Origin of the sequence: Herbaspirillum sp. DW155 (assembly GCF_037076565.1) — a bacterium.
In the GTDB taxonomy this organism is placed as follows: domain Bacteria; phylum Pseudomonadota; class Gammaproteobacteria; order Burkholderiales; family Burkholderiaceae_D; genus Herbaspirillum.
Window position 1 is genome coordinate 2,709,277 of record NZ_AP029028.1, and the last position, 17,559, is coordinate 2,726,835.

The following is a 17,559-nucleotide window of genomic DNA, read 5'->3' on the forward strand; positions in this document are numbered from 1 at the left end:
GTCATTGCTCCATCATCTGCGCCTGCGCACGCATTTCGTCGCGCAAGACGCTCAGTTTTTCCTGCTGCCGGTTAGCTTCGAGCACCTTGCGCCGTGCCTCGAAAAAGACGCTGCGTGCCTGGCGGCAGCGCTGTACCCATTCCTGGCAGCGCAGATACAGTTGGGCGCTTTCCGCCTGCATGCGCTTGTAAAGCGCCTTGGCGCGATTGAACTGGCCGGTGGTCAGTGTCATCTGCATGAACTCGCGACGCGACTGCTGCCACTGCTCCTGGGTGCGGGCCAGCATGTCACGCCAGAGTTGCCGTGCCTGCCGCAACTGATTGCGCGAGGCCCGCCAGGCCTGGCGGGCTTCGTTGCGCTCGCGCTCCAGACGCCCGAGACGCTGCTTGCGCACGTGGAGCAACTGATCCAGCCGCCGGTCCTCGCGCTTGCGTTCGGGTACATCGATGACCTCACGGCGGCCGCGACGCCCGATCCCGCCCGCGATCTGATGTGCGGTCGTCATGCCTGCAATTCCATGAGCTTGTCCAGCGTCGGCTGGAAGGGAGCACTGCTGCTGGTATCCTGGCGCAGGAAGGCCAGTTGCTCGTCCCGCAGCTTGACGGCGCGGTCGGCTACCGGATCGGTACCGCTCTTGTACTCACCCAGGCGGATCAGCAGCTCCATCTCCTGATAGCGCGCCATCAGTTCCCGGAAATGCGATGCCGCCTTGCGGTGCTCGCGGGTGGTCACATTGCTCATCACCCGGCTGATGCTGGCCAGCACATCGATGGCCGGGTAATGCCCCTGTTCGGCCAGTTTGCGGGTGAGCAGAATATGGCCATCCAGCAGCGACTTGGCTTCGTCGCCGATGGGATCGGATACCGATTCGCCATCCACCAGCACCGTATACATCGCCGTAATCGAACCCTGCGGCGTCCCCCCGGCGCGCTCGATCAGACGCGGCAACATGGTGTAGACCGAGGGCGTGAAGCCGCCCCGGGCCGGTGGCTCGCCGGCGGCCAGGCCGATTTCGCGCTGGGCACGGGCAAATCGGGTCAGTGAGTCCACCAGCAGCAATACCTTCATGCCGCGATCGCGGAAAGCCTCGGCGATGGCGGTAGCGGTAAAGGCCGCGCGCGCCCGTTCCATCGAAGTACGGTCGGACGTCGCGCAGACCACCACGGTCTTGCGGATCAGTTCGGCATCCAATTCATGCTCCAGGAATTCGTTGAGCTCACGGCCACGCTCGCCGATCAGTCCGAAGACGATGGCCTGGGCTTCACAGCCGCGCGCAATGGCCGCCATCAGCGTGGTCTTGCCACATCCGGGCCCGGCGAAGACGCCGATACGCTGTCCCGTCCCCATGGTCAGAAGACCGTCGATGGCCCGTACGCCCGTGGCCAGCGGCACCGAGATGCGTGGCCGGTCGGTGGCCTTGGGGGCGTCGCGCATGACCGGCGAGATGGCGCGCCAGGTCGCCACGTTCTCCGCCGCTGCCGGGGCGCGGAACATCCAGCGACCGAATCCGTCCAGCACGCAACCGAACAGATGATCCCCGACCTCGATGCTGTGGGCGCGCCGCAAGGGTTCGATGATGGTGCTGCTGGAGACGCCTTCCAGCGGACTCAAGGCCGACAGGATCGCCGCCTTGTCGGTGAAACCCACCACTTCGGCCAGGATGGGCGGCCCTTCCACATGCGGGTCGAGCAGATGGCAGAGTTCACCGATCTGGACCGGTGGCATATGGGCTTCCACCAGGGTGCCCAGCACCTGCGATACCTTGCCGAAGCTGACGAACCCCGGTCGCAGAGGCAGACTCTGGCGCCATGCGCCGAGCTGCCGGCGCATATGCTGCAGTTTCCGCTCCAGCGGATCGGCATCGTCGACGGCTGCGGTCTTGGCTGGCATCGGGCTTAGCGTCGGGCTTAGCGTCGGGCTTACCATCGGACGTTGATGTTGTGGCGGCCGGTGAAGCTGACCTGGTTGTTGTCGATGCCGGCCAGGACGACGCCGCGATATTCGTCGCCGATATAGAGACGCCGGCCATCCTCGGTGACGATGCTGGCATTGCTGCCGGAAATCACCTGCTGGATGCGGAACGGCAACATCGATTCGGCGCTGCCGATCTTGACCCTGACCGGGAAGTCAATGTCATGCGCACGCACGAAGCTGCTGAGCATGCGCTGGAAGCGTTCGCTCTCGTCTTCATCCAGGGCCGCCTGCAATACCCACTCGTGATCGTCCAGTTGCAGATTGAAACGCTTGAGCAGATCCACCTCCGCCAGCCGCTTGCGAAACGCCGCACGCAACTGTTCAGGCGTCATCTTGGCAGCGGGCGGCTCCATGGCCGCGGTGGTACCAATCGGCGGCAGCAGCCGCTCATTGGCGCTCAAACTCTGCTCCGCACCGGCCGGGTAATGGCGGGTGATGGCATAGGCCGCTGCCGCCGACAGCAACGCGGCCAGCGACAAGGGCAGCAACAACAGGCGACGCCCGCGTTTGGTGTTGGTGGATGCGGTGGGCAAGGTCTCTGCCGACGGCATGGCCGCAGCCTCATCGGCGCTGATCACGGTGCCGTCCATGACCGCGTGGTGCTCCTCGTCGTCTTCCGCGGCGTGCGGGATCGGCGCATCTGGCACCTCGGCCACGCTGTCCACCGGCTCCGGCGGAGGATCACGCCAGGGTGTGCCTTCTTCGGTGACGGTCAGCCAGATCGGACCGAGGCGTGCGAAATCGTCGACCTCCAGCTGGAGGAAATCACGCTGGTGGTTGTCCTCGGCATTGCGCAGCTGGCCGTCCAGCGCTTCCAGTGTCCAGCCCTCGGGGCTCAGCGACACACTGGCGTGGCGTGTGGCAATGCCAGGGTCCGCCAGGACCACATCGGCCTCGTCGCTGGCACCGATGATGCAGACCTGGTCGCCAAGCGGGATAGTTGCACCGCGAAGATAACCATTCAGAATCCGCATTTCATGCATGACAATGCTCCATCAAATTCAAGAGTGAACCGGTGATGTGGTTGCCTCTGCAGGCTCAGAACTCGGCACTTTTGAGCAGTGCCAGCAAAAGGCTGCCTCCGCCGCTTCTGGCGGTCGATGGGTCGAGCGGATTCCAGCCGGGATTGTCACTGTTGAGCAAGGCCCCGATGACCATGGCTTCGGCCAGTTCGCGGCGCTGCTTGGCCAGCTTCTCGCGCTCGCGGCCGGCCGCTTGCAAGGAAATGGTGCTGTCAGATTTGCTGCGCAGCAGGGCCGGGGTACGTTTTTCCTTTTCGGCCAGCGCCTGATTGACCTCCTGCATGACTTCCCCGATGAACAGGCAGCATTTCTCCCTGAGCTGATCGATCTCCTGTGCCAGAAAGCTGTCCTTGCTCGCCCGGTCGATGATGTTCTGCGCCTGCTCCCGGGTCATCGGTGAGGCGGGCGGCTGGGCTGGTACTTCTTTTGCAGAAAAGCTCATGACTTACACTCCGTTGAATCAAGCGATAGGGATAGGCGAAAGGACGGTGTGCTGAAACGTCAGTGTCATCAGCTTTGTCCGCGGTGATCATGCCGCTCTGCCGCCGATGCGGCGGCCTCAGCGTCGCGTTGGCGCTGGCCTGCCAAGGCTTCCAGCACGTCCGTGAAGGCCGGCGGTGTTGCCGTTGCATGCGCACCATGCGGTGTGCCCGGCCCCCGCGCCTCCAGCAGTGTCAAGATCCTGAGCAGGTCCTGTTCGACGCTGTATTGCTTGACTTGCAGCCGTTGCCTTGCGTGCGCAAAGATACCGGCGTAGAAGCTGCGGGTATCGTGCGCCTCGCCATTGCGTGCGGAAAATGCACGCATGGTGTGTTCGAGATGTTTCAGATTGAAGGCGGCATACGCCACCATGAACCGCCGCGATAGCGACACCGCCTGACGCGAGACCTTGGCCAGCAGGGACGGGGATCCGGTCTCTGCGGCATGATCGTGATGAATCTCGGGTGCTCCCGAGGAGTTGACATGAAAAGCCATGATTGTTGCTCCAACAGATGAATTGCGATGAGCGCCGTGATGGCGGCCCCTGACATCTTCACCGTCGCCGCCTTCCGACTGCGGGCATCCAGGCTGACTGCAGAGTTGCAGCGGGGCGGGACGGAGAAGACCTACCCTTCTTTATGTCGGTCTGTGGCAACAAGTTCCACGGTGGTGCAGTGGCGAGCTGCCCTGCCCGGCTCAGATCTCGATCATTCCGACCGGTTTCACCTTGGCATGCTGGGTCAGCTCGGAAAAAGCGAAGACCGGCACCGGAAAGAATTCTTCCTCGATGAGCTTGCGCACCGAGCGCCGGATGTCGGCGGCGGTCACCAGTACCGGTGGTGTGATGGGGGTACTGACGTTGGAAGACAATTCGTTGAGGCGGTCCAGAAACATCTGTTCCAGCTCCGAATCGATGTCGAGGTAGCTGCCCTGGCTGGTCTGGCGCATCGCATTGCGCAGCTTGTCCTCCAGTTCCGGAGACAGCAGGATGACTTCGATGAGTCCCTCCCTGGCGACTTCAAAGCAGAGCTGGCGCTTGAATGCCAGCCGCACATAGTCGGCGATGACATCCGGATCGCGTTCCTTGGGTGCCCAGTCCAGCGTGGTTTCCAGCAGCAGGCGGGCGTTACGCAGGGCGACGCCTTCGCGCGTCAAGCGCTGTACCACTTCAGTGAGCCGGGGCAGCGTCACCGACTTGATGACCTCCTTGCCCAGCTCGGGGTAACGCCGCTCGGCCCAGCGCGTGAAGCGGATGACCTCGTTGACGCCGACAAACATCTGGCAGTTGCGCAGCATCTCCACCTCGATATCGGCGGAGAAGACGTGTTCCCAGCGCTGTACCGGCACGCCCGTCTGGGCCAGTTTTTCTTCATCGTCCAGGCGCAGCCAGACGCGGCGGCGGCGTGATCCGGCGATATTGCGTTCGTGCGCCTCGAAGCCCAGTTCGGTCACCCGCTCCAGATTCTCGCGGGTCGCACCCCAGCCCAACATGATCGGTTCATCGATCAGGGGAACCTCGGCCATCAGGAATTGCACGCGACCTTCCGGCACTGCGGTATGGAACTCGAACTCGATGGGCTTGAGATCCGGGATGCCACGCCGCTCAAGCAATCCGTTGCGCATGATGCGTACCGCCGAGCGAATGATTTCGGCCTCCGGCGTGTTGCGCATGGCTTCGGGCATGCGCAACGTAAAGGGGGTGGTGGCCGAGAAATTGGTGAGGTCGACGATGCCGGCGTTGGCGCGCTCGATCTCCTCGGCCTCCAGCTTGCTCTGGGCATCGGCCAGCGGTTTGAGGACCCCGACCATGCCGGCCACGAACAGCGCCAGCGCCAGGATGACGAAGACCATGCTGGGCATGCCGGGGATGGCTGCAAACAACAGCATGATGGCCGCCGCCGTCAGCAGAGCCCGTGGCTCGGCAAACAACTCGCCGACCAGATCGCGACCGATATTGGTGCTCTTGCCCGCTTCCTCATCCTTGCTGACCCGGGTGGTGATCACGCCAGCGCCCAGCGAGATCAACAGGGCCGGGATCTGCGCGATGAGGGCATCGCCGATGGAGAGGATGGAATAGACCCGCATCGATTCTGCAGCATCCAGATTGCGCTGGATGATGCCGATGGAGATGCCGCCGATGAGGTTGATGGCCACGATGCAGATGCCGGCGATGGCGTCCCCTTTGACGAACTTCATTGCGCCATCCATGGCTCCGTGCAGCTGGCTTTCCTGACCCAGCTTGGCGCGCTTTTCCTTGGCTTCCTCGGCCGTCAGGATACCGGCGCGCAGATCGCTGTCGATGGACATCTGCTTGCCGGGCATGGCATCCAGCGAAAAGCGTGCCGATACTTCCGAGACCCGCTCCGAACCTTTGGTGATGACGATGAACTGCACCACCGTCAGGATCAGGAAGATCACCAGACCCACCACCAGGTTGCCGCCGACGACAAAGTTGCCGAAGGTCTCGACGATATGGCCGGCGTCGCCTTCCAGCAGGATCAGACGCGTGGTCGAGACCGAGATGGCCAGCCGGAACAGCGTCGTCAGCAGCAGCACCGCCGGGAAGGTGGAAAAGGCCGTGGGCCCGGGCATGTACATGGCCACGATCACGATCAGGCCGGAGATGCACAGGCTCAAGGCGATGAGCATGTCCAGCAGCCATACCGGCATGGGCAGCACCAGCATGAACACGATGCCGATGACGAAGGCGGCGACGATCAGTTCGGCGCGCTGGGCAAGTTTGGCAGCAAACTTGTTGAGCGCCATCAGTATCCCGATTCCTTGCATGCCTTCCCCTAGCGATTGGTGGCGCAGAGCGCCTGGGACGCCTCACCTGCATTGAGCCTGGCGAGGATCAGGTCGATCCAGGCTGCGTTTTCCGTGTTGCGCATGCTCAGAAGACGCTGTCGGTCCACCGGCTCAAGCAATTCGGTCGCCGCATAGGAGGCCATCAGGAACAGTTTCGGTTCGTCCGGCCACACTTGCAGGCAGCCCTGGGCCAGCTCAAAGGCCGCTTCGTACTGATAGGCGCTGAAGTAGCCCCAGACCAGAGCGATGGCCATGAGCCGTTCCTCGGAGAGGGCATCATGCGGTCTCTTTCTTCTCATCATTTTCCTGGTCTTGCTGAATGGACGGTCCCTCGGCGTGGCTGCGTCGCATCTGCTGCAGGCGCAGACGCCAGTCGATGTTGTCGTTGATCCTGCGTACTGAGGCCAGGCAGGGGCCGCGTTGTTGTTCAGGCAGTTGCAACGAATGGGCGATCAGCACCTTCTGCAGCTGGCGCATGCACGGCACCGGGTTGAGGCTCCATGCCGGGCTGTCGAAGGAGCATTCGGGGCCCAGCAGACGGTTGAGCACCACCATCCCCGGATCGACCGGCAGATCCAGGGGGGGCAGCGAATTCTCCCGCTCGACCGGCAACAACTCCGGCAGCGCCTTGCGGGTGACCGGCAGCTGGGGAAGGCTATGGATATCCCCAAGTTCATCTAACCCGGGCAGATAGCCCGGATCACTGGCACCGAGTTTCTGATGGATCAATTGAGCAACTCCTCTGCAATGGCCAGCGCCGCATCGTCCAGTGGCGGGACTTGCTCATGGACGCTGCTCAGTCGCTGCAGCACGTAAAGGCTGCCGTCGGTGAACATGGCGGGCAACCAGGCGCCATACCGCTCCAGATCTTCTGCGCGTCGGCTCAAGATCTGCCTGGCAGACGCAGCCCCCTCGCGCGTGCCGCCCATCCCGACAATGACGCCCTCGGCCAGCGGATAGACGAACAGCACCAGGCCATCCTCCCGACGCCGGGTGGCTACCACCTTCTGCAAGCTGGCGTCATGAATCATCGTGGTGAGAATCTCTTCCATCTCGCGGCTCTCAGCTCCTGATCCTGGTTTCCCGCTGGCGCATGGCCAGCACCGATTCACGCCACTGGCGCTCGCGAACCTCGTCTCGGGTCATCACGCTGGGCGCATCGTCCTGGTAGAGATTGATCTGACGGGTCAGCTCCTCCAGCAATTCGCGGCGCATCTGCATTTTTTCTTGCGGCCACAGAATCATGGGCAAGCGCGTCATGGCATCCCGGATCAGGAGATACACCCTGCCCTTGCCGTGGTTGTCGAGCTTGCGCACATCCACTATCTGCGACACCAGATGCGCCACCTTGCCCTTGCCCCAGCCCGCTTCTGCTGCGGTAAGCATCAGTACCGCCAATTCCGCGCTGCTTTGCGTGACCAACAGCTTTTCCTTGTCGCACAACGCCACGCGCAACTCATCGGCGATGGCAATACCTGATCGCACCAGCGTAAAGGCCGAGGCATCGGACATCGTGAGCCAGTAGCGCCCTATGCTCCGATGCGGATTCTTGCGCAAATCCGATTTCATCTTGAGTCTTCCTGTTCCGGCGAGTGGATGAAAACACTGACGAAGAATTGCATGAAAAATGCGCCCGCCATCTCAGCAGGCGCTGCCATCAGCGCTCCGTGTGAAGGACGGCGGTACGCTGCGCGTGCCCGCGTTGTTTCAACATTCCGGTCTGCGCAACATGGCCGATGGCTGGCCAAGGCCCTGCAGCTCGCTCCCGTGGGCAGGTTGCCACCCATCCAGGAGCTTGCGTCGCAGCGCCTCGGCCACGGCAAAATCGAATCGGAGATTCATGCCGCGGCCTCGCCTCGGTGTTGTCGCAGCGCGGGCCATGTCAGTACTCGTTGCATTGGTGTTCGCTTTCATTTCATTTTGTGAAGAGGCTCAGAAGCCGGCCATCATGCGTGCCCGCAAGCTGCTCAGCGCCTGCTCGCACTTGGTCGGTCCAAAATTGCGGATCAGTGCCTTGAGCATGGTCAGTGGTGTCAGCGGCGCATCGAAATTGCCCTTGGACTTTGCGCCGATCAGGAAACGCAGCTCGCGCGTGCTGGGTCCGCTGGCGGAGATACCGTCCTCGCCGGCCATCGCTTCGAGCGAACTGACCATCTCATCGCTCTGCTGCAAGGCGCGTCTGAGCTCATGGGGATGGCGCTCGGTGAGATTGTTCATCATCGCCGTGAGTGCCTTCTTGATCGCCCGGTCTTTGCCGCCACCCTGCGGATTCTGTTCAATCTGTTCCAAGGCCTCGTAGAACACGTGGTAGCGCTGCAGCGGATCGAAATGCCTGGCCAGCATGGCCTCCACCTCCGCCTGGCGCTCGCGGTCCGCCCCGTTGCGCAGCAGATCCAGGGTCTGTTCGATTGGCGCGAACAGTTCTTCCTCGTCCTCGTCGCGGTGTTCCTTCTCGCCCACTCTGAGTTTGGACTTGCGTGCGGGCGTGGACAGCTTTTGCTGGGTCTGTGCGCGCACCGGTGCGCGCAGGCGCTGCCGCAGGCTCTTGCGGCTGAACGCCAGTCCCTCCTGAACCCCGGCCAGAACTTCCAGCGCATCGAGCGGACTGAGCTCGGTCGTTGTATTGGCATTGCCCAAGGGATCCATGCCGGGACGATGGCCGTGACGCAGATGCGGCCTGGGCAGGGTGGTGTCCGGGCTGAGGTTGTCGAGGCTGTCGAAGGGGGTGATTTTCATGTTCATGGCCCTGAGTGGTTCGGCCCGCGTCCATGGTTCCTTCCCCTCACTGCGGCCCCGGTGACGGGCGCGCAATCTTGTCGGTGGCTACCCTAACATCTCCGGTTCCGGAAATTTCTCATCAATGATGAAGAGCTTCCTCAACATTTTTCAAAGTCTCATGAATGTTCACCGTTTTGATGAAACTTGATCTGTCGCTGCTATCTTCCGCTCCAACCAGCAAGGTTCGCCCGCCAACGCGGCGTAACCCTGCCCCCCACCCACCCCTCGATTTTCCAAGGAGGACCAAATGAATCAAGCATTGGAAGAACAACTGCACGACAGCGCAGAGCAACATGACGAGTACGCCCAGGAACAAGCGGCGGCTCAAATCGTCCCCATCGATGTCGTTCAACTCTATACCGAACACAGAACTCACTTGTTGCGCTTCATCCAGCGCTATGTCGGCAGCCATGAAGATGCCGAAGACGTAGTACAAAACACGTTCATCGAAGCCAGCAAATGCGCGCATCGTTTTTCCGGGCTCTCCAAGCCCTCGACCTGGCTGTTCGGCATTGCCCTCAACCTGGCACGCAACCAGGTCCGTCGCAACATCGCCGACCGCTGCGATGCCGTCGATGAGAATTTCATGGAACAGATTGTCGATACGCACGCGGATCCGGCCGTGCTTTATGAAATGCGCCAGATGGCCGAGAAGGTCGAAAACCTGCTCAACGAATTGCCCGTCAAGATCCGCGCCACTTTCGAAGCCGTGCTCGATGGCGATGCGACCTACGAGGAAGCCGCCGAGCATCTGCACATTCCGATTGGTACAGTGCGCTCACGGGTCTCGCGCGTACGCGCCACCGTGCGCAGCAAATATGGCAGCGCGCCGCTGAGCCACAGTCTGTACGCCTGATGCGAGACATGGGCCTGCCCTGTTCGTTCGGGGCAGGCGCGCCTGAGCGTAGCTGCGTTACAGGACGTCGTTAAGGAAACAGCGGAAACATGCCCTAGCCGCCCGAGGCGGCACCGGCATTGATCGCCAGATGGTAGTCGCGGGCAATGTCGGCGGTGAGGAGGATGGCATCCATGATGCTGCGTTCGTCGGCCAATGCGTCCACGGCGATGCGCTGCACGACGATATAGCAGCCCTGATCGGCATGCCAGAGGAAATCGGTCTGCGGTGGCAGGGGCGGTGCGCCCGGCGGAGAAAACATGCGCGGCAGGTAATGCGGCTGCTCGCAACGGGGCAGCAAGGCCGTGATGGCAAGGTGGTGATCCGAGGTGTCGGGATCGATCAGGGTCCGCGTGAAAATCTCGCCCAGCTGCAACTCCAGCACCGCCACGCTCGCATCAGGTTGGCCGGTCAAGCCGATGAGCTCGCGCAGCAGGCGGTTGACCCGTTCAATGTGGGTCTCGCCGGACGGACCAGACTTCTCTTCTTCACTATCCAATGGTGGCGTCTCGCTATCGTTGCAAACGGGAATGGCCAACGGTCCTCCCCGGGCCATGACTGGCCAGGCGCAGGGCGCCCGCCCAATGCAGCCGTTATTCTAACCGCGAAACGCCGTGGGCCGGCGCGGCTTCTCAACGCCCCGCAATGATGACGCCAGGCAATATCCGGGCGCACCAGCGCGCCCTGGTCGCACGCATCAGCGTTTGTGCAAGATGCGCCCTGCCGACGCATCCCGCATGATGATCGCATCGCTCCGGGCAGCAGTGAGGCGCGGCACCGGTGCGACCGGCAGCTCACCGGCACCGAGAAAATGAACGTCGGCCTGGCCCGAGGCTGTCAGCAATGCGGCCATCTGGCCAATGTCTTCCAGCCGCAGCGGGAACAGGGCTGGAATCTCGGCCAGCTCCACCAGACTGTGTGGTCGCCGTACCAGCGCATTGAGCACCGGCTCATAGAAACGAGGATCGGCCTTGACCATGCCGATGGACAAATCCATATCCAGCGTGAGGCTGTCCGGCAGGCTGGCCAGCGACAGGCCGAGTTGACGCAGCCAATGCTCGCGCCGCGAAGAAGTCATGCGCCGCACCCCGCGCAGGTAGATGTCCGAGCGCCAACTGGTGTTGCACAGGTAGTCCTTGACCGTTTCGCGCAGGATGGGATCGTCCACCGTCGCCAGCAGCTGTTGCTGCTCTAGCGTCAGGTAGAGCCGTGGAAAGGCCTGCGCCAGGTCTGCCGGGCCCACGTAATCCATCTTGGCCCCGGCCATCACCCTTGCGACGTCGGCATGATAGAACGCCGTCCACCCCTCGCTCAGGCATGCTTGGGCCAGATAGCCGCCCTCTTCGTGGCGCAGCGAATCGAGCCGGTACTGCAGATTGGGATTGCCATCGAAAAAGCTTGCCCCCGCTGCCTGCAGTTGCTGCACCATCTCGCGTGCCGCTGACATCTGTTTGTGCGTGGCAGGACCATCGCTGCAGGCCCGTTCACGGATGAGGCGCTGCAGCGGCAAGGAGGGGCTCCATCCCGGCATGGCGTCATAGTTCAGACAGACGATGCCGCCCGGCTTGAGACAGCGGGAGATCAGGTCGACGATACACTGGCGCTGGCCGGCACCGGCCCGGCTGTAGAGGCCGCGCAGGGCGATGAAATCCATCGGCGGCAATTCGGTCAGCCTGGCAGCTATCTCAGCGACGCTGCATTCCAGTACGCGGAGCTTGTCCGGTTCAGCGACCTGTGTTGGTTCCCGCGCGCACTGCATCTGGGCGGGTCTGCAATCAATTGCGTAGAAGCGCCCCTGGGGATTGGCTGCCGCCAGCGCGCTGGCGGCCAGGTCCGGTCCCCACCCCAGCTCCAGATAATTGAACGGGCGATCCAGCGCTACCGGTTCCACACCATGGAGGACGCAGGAAAAACTCAAATGCACCGGGCTTGCCTCCCGGTGGAAACCGCTCGGATCACCGATGCCGGCAACATACGCTTGCTTGCACTCCATAGTTCCTCTTTGTCGATCAATGCGCGCCGGCCTGTGCCGCATCCGGCAACATCAGCAAGTGCTTCCAGAACGGGCGGCGGCGGGTCAGGATGGCCTTGACGGTTTCTTGTACCTCACGCCATTTTTCTTCCGCGCTCACCAGTTCGCGCTCCTCCAGAAGAATTGGCACATGCTGCGACTCGACCCGGCGCAGCACCCGGCTGGCCAGGTCCGTGGAACTCATGGTGGCGGTGTGCGGATCGGCCAGCGAGTCGTAGACCAGCCGCTGGAACAGTGGCGTGGCCACGCCACTGCCCAGCAAGGGCGACGCGAATACGCGATATCCGCTATCCAGCTGGGCGATCGCCTGATTCAGGCGCAGCGCCGGTCGGCGGTCCTGCCCGGTGGATTGGAGGAAATAAGGCGCGGCCTGTCCAGTGTCGACCAGCAAGGCCGCCAGACGCGCAATATCGGTCAGGCTCCGGTCTTGCAGACACCGCAGCTGGCGCAATTGCGCCAGACTTTTGGGCCCCGGCGCCAGCGCGTCCAGCATGGCACCGTAGATCTCGGCATCGATCTGGTGGGCATGGAGGGGGAAACTCATCTTCAGGCTCACCGTCTCCCGTAGCACCGTCAGTGCCAGGCCGATGCGGTCGAACCATTGCTCCTGTTGCAGGTCGCTCAGAGGACGCTTGCCACGCACGTAGATATCCTTGCGAAAGCAAGTGTTCTTGACATAATCCCTTACCGTTTCACGGAGCGCGGAGTCTTCGATCTGCTGCAGCAGGTCGCGTTGCTGTGCATTCATGTACAACGCGGGGAATGCCCACGACAGGTCGGCCGACCCCACATACTCCAGCTTGGCCTGGGCCGCAGCGCGAGCCACATCGATGTGATAGAGCGGCTGCCAGCCCTGGCTCAGGTATTCGTGAACCAGGTCGGGCGCACCGCCGGCATCCTGCTCCAGGGCGAGCCGCAGATGGGCCTGCAGATTGGCGCTGGTGGTCCTGGTGAAATAGCCGCCCTGGATTTCCGTCAGAGCCCGCACGAGACTGCGCGCCTTGTCGATTTTTGCCTGCATGCTGCCCGGAGAGCGGCCCGCATGTTCCAGCAGAAGGCGCTGCAGTGGCAAGCTCGGTGCCCAGCCGGGCATGGCGTTGTAGCTCAGATAGACCACCCCGCCCGGCTTCAGGTAGCGCTCGACCAGGCGCATGATGCAATGGCGGTTTTCAGCACTGACCCAGCTGTAGACGCCATGCATCGTGATGAAATCCAGCGGCGGCAGCGCCGTCAGCCTCTCGGCCAGATCAGCGAAGCTGGCTTCCAGAAAGCGGATGTTCTGCAGTCCTGCCGCCTCGGCCAGTTGCCGGCTGCCCGCGATGTGCGCCGGATTGAAATCGACGGCATAGAAATCTGCCTGAGGATTGGCCGCCGCCAGAATATTGGCGGTCAGGCCCTGGCCCGATCCCAGTTCCAGATAGCGGAAGTGCCGCTCCGGAGAAGGTGGTTCGCAGCCATTGAGCAGACACGCGAAACTCAACTGGGCGGGACTCTGCTCGGGAAAGAACGTGGCCACATGGTCTATATCGGCAACATAGCCTTCATGCCATTGCATTTGAATCCCTCGTGATGAATTGAGATGACGACGGCCGCTTGCTGCGTACCGACCCACAGCTGCGCCAGGACCGCGCCCGGAGGCGTTTCATTTGCGTGGCAGACGGCGAATGCGATGCCAGGGGAAATGCTCGTCCAGGCGTAGTTCTTCGCCATCGCCGAAGTGCTCCAGGGAGGGCGTCCTGCGGCGCTTGCGGTTTTTTTGCGGCCCGTTCTCGCGCTCCATGGCGTCGATGCCAGACAGATACCTTTTCATGCTGAACTCCAACCGGGATGTATGCAGATTGATTTCTGAAACGATCTTGCCGCTACAGCTGCGGCGGACCTCAGGCCTGTGCCGGGTGAGCGACGGGCCGCCATGCTGCCTCCAACAGCACACCGTGCATCCGGATGAACTGGGCGCGTTCGCGCATGGCCTGGCCGACTCCGCTCGCCCGTTTCATCGCAGCCCTGTTCAGCGGCGCTGAGGCAGCGGCCGCCGGGCCGTCTTTGGACCTGCCTGCCCTGCCCTCGCCGATGCGCCGCATGTAAGGCTTGTCCACGCGCATGCCGCGCGCCAGTTCGTCGCCTTGCGGAATCGCATCCAGTGACTTGCTGGCTTGCGTATCCATGCGCTGCCAGTGCGCGATGTCGCCCTGGACGATTTCTGACGAATCACCGTAGCGGCGTTTGTTGCTGACCCGGTTGCGCGGTGTACCGGGTGCCCGCTCCAGAAAAGCGCGGGTGCCACGCCGGGGATGATCGATCGCCTTGGCCGGTGCGCTCGGCGGCGCGGCCGCGACGCTTGCGGCGGGTAGCGGGGCCGAGTCCTGTGCGGACTGAGTTTCCTGCATGTCGATGTAGTCACGCAGGAACAAGGCGTAGTCGATTGCACGGGATGGCCCGTGGGTATTGATACGAGCAATTGACATGATGCTTCCTATCGGTTTACTGAACGCTCAGAGGGTGCCAGGCCGTATGTCATCCGGCCCGGCACCGTCCTTTACTTATTTACTTAGCCAGCTGAAAACTGACCAGCCTTCACCGCGGCGGCGAAGTCCAGTTGTCCCAGCAGACCATCCTGCTTGCCGGTATTGGCCGATTCCAGTTCCTTGAACAGCTGACCACCATTGGCCATCAAGGCCTGCGCGGCCTGCTGCACTTCAGGCGGAACGGCCTTGAGCTTGCCATCCTTGTCCTGGTAATAGCCGGTCTCGGCGATGTTCTTCACATCATTGGCCGACAGCAGATCGATCTCGTTGTCCTTCAGGAAGTGATCCATCGTGTTGCCCGCGCTGTAGGCAGACGGCAGGACGTTGTTGGATTGCGAGATCGTGGGCATGGTGGTGTTGTCGCTCAGGCTGCCGTTCTTGACGGCGGCGGCGAAGTCCAGTTGTCCCAGCAGGCCGTCCTGCTTGCCGGTGTTGGCCGACTCCAGTTCCTTGAACAGCTTGCCGCCATTGGCCATCAGGGCCTGCGCGGCCTGCTGCACTTCAGGCGGAACGGCCTTGAGCTTGCCATCCTTGTCCTGGTAGTAGCCGGTCTCGGCGATGTTCTTCACATCGTTGGCCGACAGCAGATCGATCTTGTTGTCCTTCAGGAAGTGATCCATCGTGTTGCCCGCGCTGTAGGCAGACGGCAGGACAGTGTTGGGTTGCGAGATCGTGGGCATGGTGGCGTTGCCGCTCAGGCTGCCGTTCTTGACCGCGGCGGTGAAGTCCAGTTGTCCCAGCAGGCCATCCTGCTTGCCGGTGTTGGCCGACTCCAGTTCCTTGAACAGCTGTCCACCATTGGCCATCAGGGCTTGAGCGGCCTGCTGCACTTCAGGCGGAACGGCCTTGAGCTTGCCGTCCTTGTCCTGGTAGTAGCCGGTCTCGGCGATGTTCTTCACGTCATTGGCCGACAGCAGATCGATCTTGTTGTCCTTCAGGAAGTGATCCATCGTATTGCCCGCGCTGTAGGCAGACGGCAGGACGGTGTTGTCGGCCACGATGGTCGGGGAACCGGTCGGCAAGGTCGAGGTATTGTTGTCCAGGCTATGGTTCTTGACCGCGGCGGCGAAGTCCAGTTGTCCCAGCAGGCCATCCTGCTTGCCGGTATTGGCCGACTCCAGTTCCTTGAACAGCTGACCGCCATTGGCCATCAAGGCCTGAGCGGCTTGCTGCACTTCGGGCGGAACGGCCTTGAGCTTGCCGTCCTTGTCCTGGTAGTAGCCGGTCTCGGCGATGTTCTTCACATCATTGGCCGACAGCAGATCGATGTTGTTGTCCTTCAGGAAGTGATCCATCGTATTGCCCGCGCTGTAGGGAGACGGCAGGACGTTGGTGGGCGTGGCAATGGTAGGCATGGTGTTCTGGCTTTCCAGGCTGCCGTTCTTGACGGCGGCGGCGAAGTCCAGTTGTCCCAGCAGCCCGTCCTGCTTGCCGGTATTGGCCGACTCCAGTTCCTTGAACAGCTGACCGCCATTGGCCATCAAGGCCTGCGCGGCTTGCTGGACTTCAGGCGGAACGGCCTTGAGCTTGCCATCCTTGTCCTGGTAATAACCGGTCTCGGCGATGTTCTTCACGTCATTGGCCGACAGCAGATCGATCTTGTTGTCCTTCAGGAAGTGATCCATCGTATTGCCCGCGCTATAGGCCGAGGGCAGCACGATGTTGGGTGTGGCGATGGTGGGCGTGGCGTTCTGGCTGTCCAGGCTGCGATTCTTGACGGCGGCGGTGAAGTCCAGTTGTCCCAGCAGGCCATCCTGCTTGCCGGTGTTGGCCGACTCCAGTTCCTTGAACAGCTGACCACCATTGGCCATCAGCGCTTGAGCGGCTTGCTGCACTTCAGGTGGAACGGCCTTGAGCTTGCCGTCCTTGTCCTGGTAATAGCCGGTCTCGGCGATGTTCTTCACATCGTTGGCCGACAGCAGATCGATGTTGTTGTCCTTCAGGAAGTGATCCATCGTATTGCCCGCGCTGTAGGCCGAGGGCAACACGTTGTTGCTGGCGACGCTGGTGGGGGCATTCCAGCTGCCGATGCTGCGGGTATTGTTGAATCCGTCCAGACTACCGTTCTTGACGGCGGCATCGAAGTCCTTCTGTCCCAGCAGGCCGTCCTGCACGCCGGTGTTGGCCGATTCGAGCTTCTTGAACAGTTCGCCGCCATTTTCCATCAGTTCCTCGGCCGCCTCACGAACGTTTTCAGGCAGGGGCTTGAGGTTGCCATCCTTGTCCTTGTAGTAGCCGGTCTGGGCCATATCACGAACGTCATCGGCCGACAGCAGATCGATCTTGTTGTCCTTCATGAAGCTGTCCATCGTCTTGCCGGCGTCATAACCCGACTGACCGTTGGAGAGCAGACCCCGCATCACTGCCTGCAGCAGAAAGTCGTCCGCCAGGCCGTTGCGCGGCGTCGCACGGTTGGTACCGGAATCGTCCGACAGGATTCCCTGACGCCGGGCAGCCGGGAAATCCTTGGGACCGAGCAGGCCATCCTGCTTGCCGGTGTTGGCCGATTCCAGTTGCTTGAACAGCGCGCCCCCATTGGCCATCAAGACTTGGGCAGCGGCCTGCACATCGGCCGAGACCGGTTTCAGATTGCCGTTCTTGTCCTGGTAATAGCCAGTATCGGCGATATCGCTCATCTGCTTGGCCGACAGCAGACCGGTATTGTTTTCCTGCTGGAAGTTGCGGATGGTATTGGCTGCGCTCGCACTCGACGCAGTGCGTCCGCCACCCAGGCCCATCAGGCTCAGGATCGCGCCCTTGAAGTTGTCGGGGATGGGTAGATTGTTGACCATATCGGAGGTCGCGTCGTCGCCCTCCTTCAACAGGATATCGCTGGACTCGGGATCGAGCTGTCCATCCGTTAGAGCACGTGGAAGGAGATTCTCCTGATCAATGTTGTAGGTGGTCGTGGTGGTGGTCGTGGTGGTGATATTTACCGACATAGATTTCTCCAAAAGATGGTGGACGATCCGCACGCCCGTGGCGCGCGGCAGCACCCATTGCTGGAGAGGGTCTTCCCCAACGCCATGCCTTCCACTGCCGCAA

The 17,559-nt window shown here is 62.0% G+C and carries 18 protein-coding genes; 1 reads left to right on the forward strand and 17 read right to left on the reverse strand.

Annotation, left to right across the window (positions count from 1 at the left end; genetic code table 11):
• Window position 1: 1 nt before the first annotated feature.
• From AACH55_RS12390 to AACH55_RS12440, 11 genes are all read right to left on the reverse strand, one after another.
• Window positions 2-505: a hypothetical protein gene (locus AACH55_RS12390; protein WP_209568897.1), complete on the reverse strand. Its 504-nt coding sequence runs from the start codon at window positions 503-505 to the stop codon at window positions 2-4.
• Entirely contained in the window at window positions 502-1,890 is a 1,389-nt protein-coding gene (locus AACH55_RS12395; RefSeq protein ID WP_338720085.1) for a FliI/YscN family ATPase, read from the reverse strand. The genes AACH55_RS12390 and AACH55_RS12395 overlap by 4 nt, the downstream gene beginning before the upstream one ends.
• 29 nt (window positions 1,891-1,919) lie before the next feature.
• Window positions 1,920-2,957, reverse strand: coding sequence for an FHA domain-containing protein (locus AACH55_RS12400; protein ID WP_338720087.1), 1,038 nt, complete (start codon window positions 2,955-2,957; stop codon window positions 1,920-1,922).
• Window positions 2,958-3,012: 55 nt separating this feature from the next.
• Window positions 3,013-3,438 carry a hypothetical protein gene (locus tag AACH55_RS12405; RefSeq protein ID WP_338720089.1) on the reverse strand — a complete coding sequence of 142 codons (426 nt, stop codon included), beginning with the start codon at window positions 3,436-3,438 and terminating at the stop codon, window positions 3,013-3,015.
• A 68-nt stretch (window positions 3,439-3,506) separates the two neighbouring features.
• Window positions 3,507-3,971, reverse strand: a complete 465-nt coding sequence (locus AACH55_RS12410; RefSeq protein WP_338720091.1) for a hypothetical protein — start codon at window positions 3,969-3,971, stop codon at window positions 3,507-3,509.
• Window positions 3,972-4,172: 201 nt separating this feature from the next.
• Complete coding sequence (gene sctV / locus AACH55_RS12415) at window positions 4,173-6,263, reverse strand: type III secretion system export apparatus subunit SctV (RefSeq protein WP_338720093.1); 2,091 nt, start codon at window positions 6,261-6,263, stop codon at window positions 4,173-4,175.
• Between the two features lie 8 nt (window positions 6,264-6,271).
• A complete protein-coding gene (locus AACH55_RS12420; protein WP_338720095.1) occupies window positions 6,272-6,538 on the reverse strand; it encodes a hypothetical protein in 267 nt (88 codons plus the stop codon).
• A gap of 22 nt (window positions 6,539-6,560) precedes the next feature.
• On the reverse strand, window positions 6,561-7,013 hold the full coding sequence (locus tag AACH55_RS12425; protein ID WP_338720097.1) for a hypothetical protein: 453 nt from the start codon (window positions 7,011-7,013) through the stop codon (window positions 6,561-6,563).
• Window positions 7,010-7,336 carry a hypothetical protein gene (locus AACH55_RS12430; protein ID WP_209568911.1) on the reverse strand — a complete coding sequence of 109 codons (327 nt, stop codon included), beginning with the start codon at window positions 7,334-7,336 and terminating at the stop codon, window positions 7,010-7,012. Before AACH55_RS12430 ends, AACH55_RS12425 begins: the two co-directional genes overlap by 4 nt.
• Window positions 7,337-7,346: 10 nt before the next feature.
• Window positions 7,347-7,853 carry a hypothetical protein gene (locus tag AACH55_RS12435; protein WP_338720099.1) on the reverse strand — a complete coding sequence of 169 codons (507 nt, stop codon included), beginning with the start codon at window positions 7,851-7,853 and terminating at the stop codon, window positions 7,347-7,349.
• Between the two features lie 363 nt (window positions 7,854-8,216).
• Window positions 8,217-9,020, reverse strand: a complete 804-nt coding sequence (locus AACH55_RS12440) for a hypothetical protein (protein ID WP_338720101.1) — start codon at window positions 9,018-9,020, stop codon at window positions 8,217-8,219.
• Between the two features lie 289 nt (window positions 9,021-9,309).
• Between AACH55_RS12440 and AACH55_RS12445 the strand changes: the two genes are divergently transcribed.
• Window positions 9,310-9,918, forward strand: coding sequence for an RNA polymerase sigma factor (locus AACH55_RS12445; protein ID WP_338720103.1), 609 nt, complete (start codon window positions 9,310-9,312; stop codon window positions 9,916-9,918).
• Window positions 9,919-10,012: 94 nt separating this feature from the next.
• Here AACH55_RS12445 and AACH55_RS12450 read toward each other — a convergent pair whose 3' ends face one another.
• From AACH55_RS12450 to AACH55_RS12475, 6 genes are all read right to left on the reverse strand, one after another.
• Window positions 10,013-10,495, reverse strand: a complete 483-nt coding sequence (locus tag AACH55_RS12450) for a hypothetical protein (protein ID WP_338720105.1) — start codon at window positions 10,493-10,495, stop codon at window positions 10,013-10,015.
• A gap of 159 nt (window positions 10,496-10,654) precedes the next feature.
• Complete coding sequence (locus AACH55_RS12455) at window positions 10,655-11,950, reverse strand: class I SAM-dependent methyltransferase (protein ID WP_338720107.1); 1,296 nt, start codon at window positions 11,948-11,950, stop codon at window positions 10,655-10,657.
• Between the two features lie 16 nt (window positions 11,951-11,966).
• On the reverse strand, window positions 11,967-13,544 hold the full coding sequence (locus AACH55_RS12460; RefSeq protein ID WP_338720109.1) for a class I SAM-dependent methyltransferase: 1,578 nt from the start codon (window positions 13,542-13,544) through the stop codon (window positions 11,967-11,969).
• A gap of 87 nt (window positions 13,545-13,631) precedes the next feature.
• Complete coding sequence (locus AACH55_RS12465) at window positions 13,632-13,799, reverse strand: hypothetical protein (protein WP_209568922.1); 168 nt, start codon at window positions 13,797-13,799, stop codon at window positions 13,632-13,634.
• A 70-nt stretch (window positions 13,800-13,869) separates the two neighbouring features.
• On the reverse strand, window positions 13,870-14,454 hold the full coding sequence (locus AACH55_RS12470) for a hypothetical protein (RefSeq protein WP_338720111.1): 585 nt from the start codon (window positions 14,452-14,454) through the stop codon (window positions 13,870-13,872).
• A gap of 83 nt (window positions 14,455-14,537) precedes the next feature.
• Complete coding sequence (locus AACH55_RS12475; RefSeq protein WP_338720113.1) at window positions 14,538-17,456, reverse strand: hypothetical protein; 2,919 nt, start codon at window positions 17,454-17,456, stop codon at window positions 14,538-14,540.
• Window positions 17,457-17,559 lie beyond the last annotated feature (103 nt).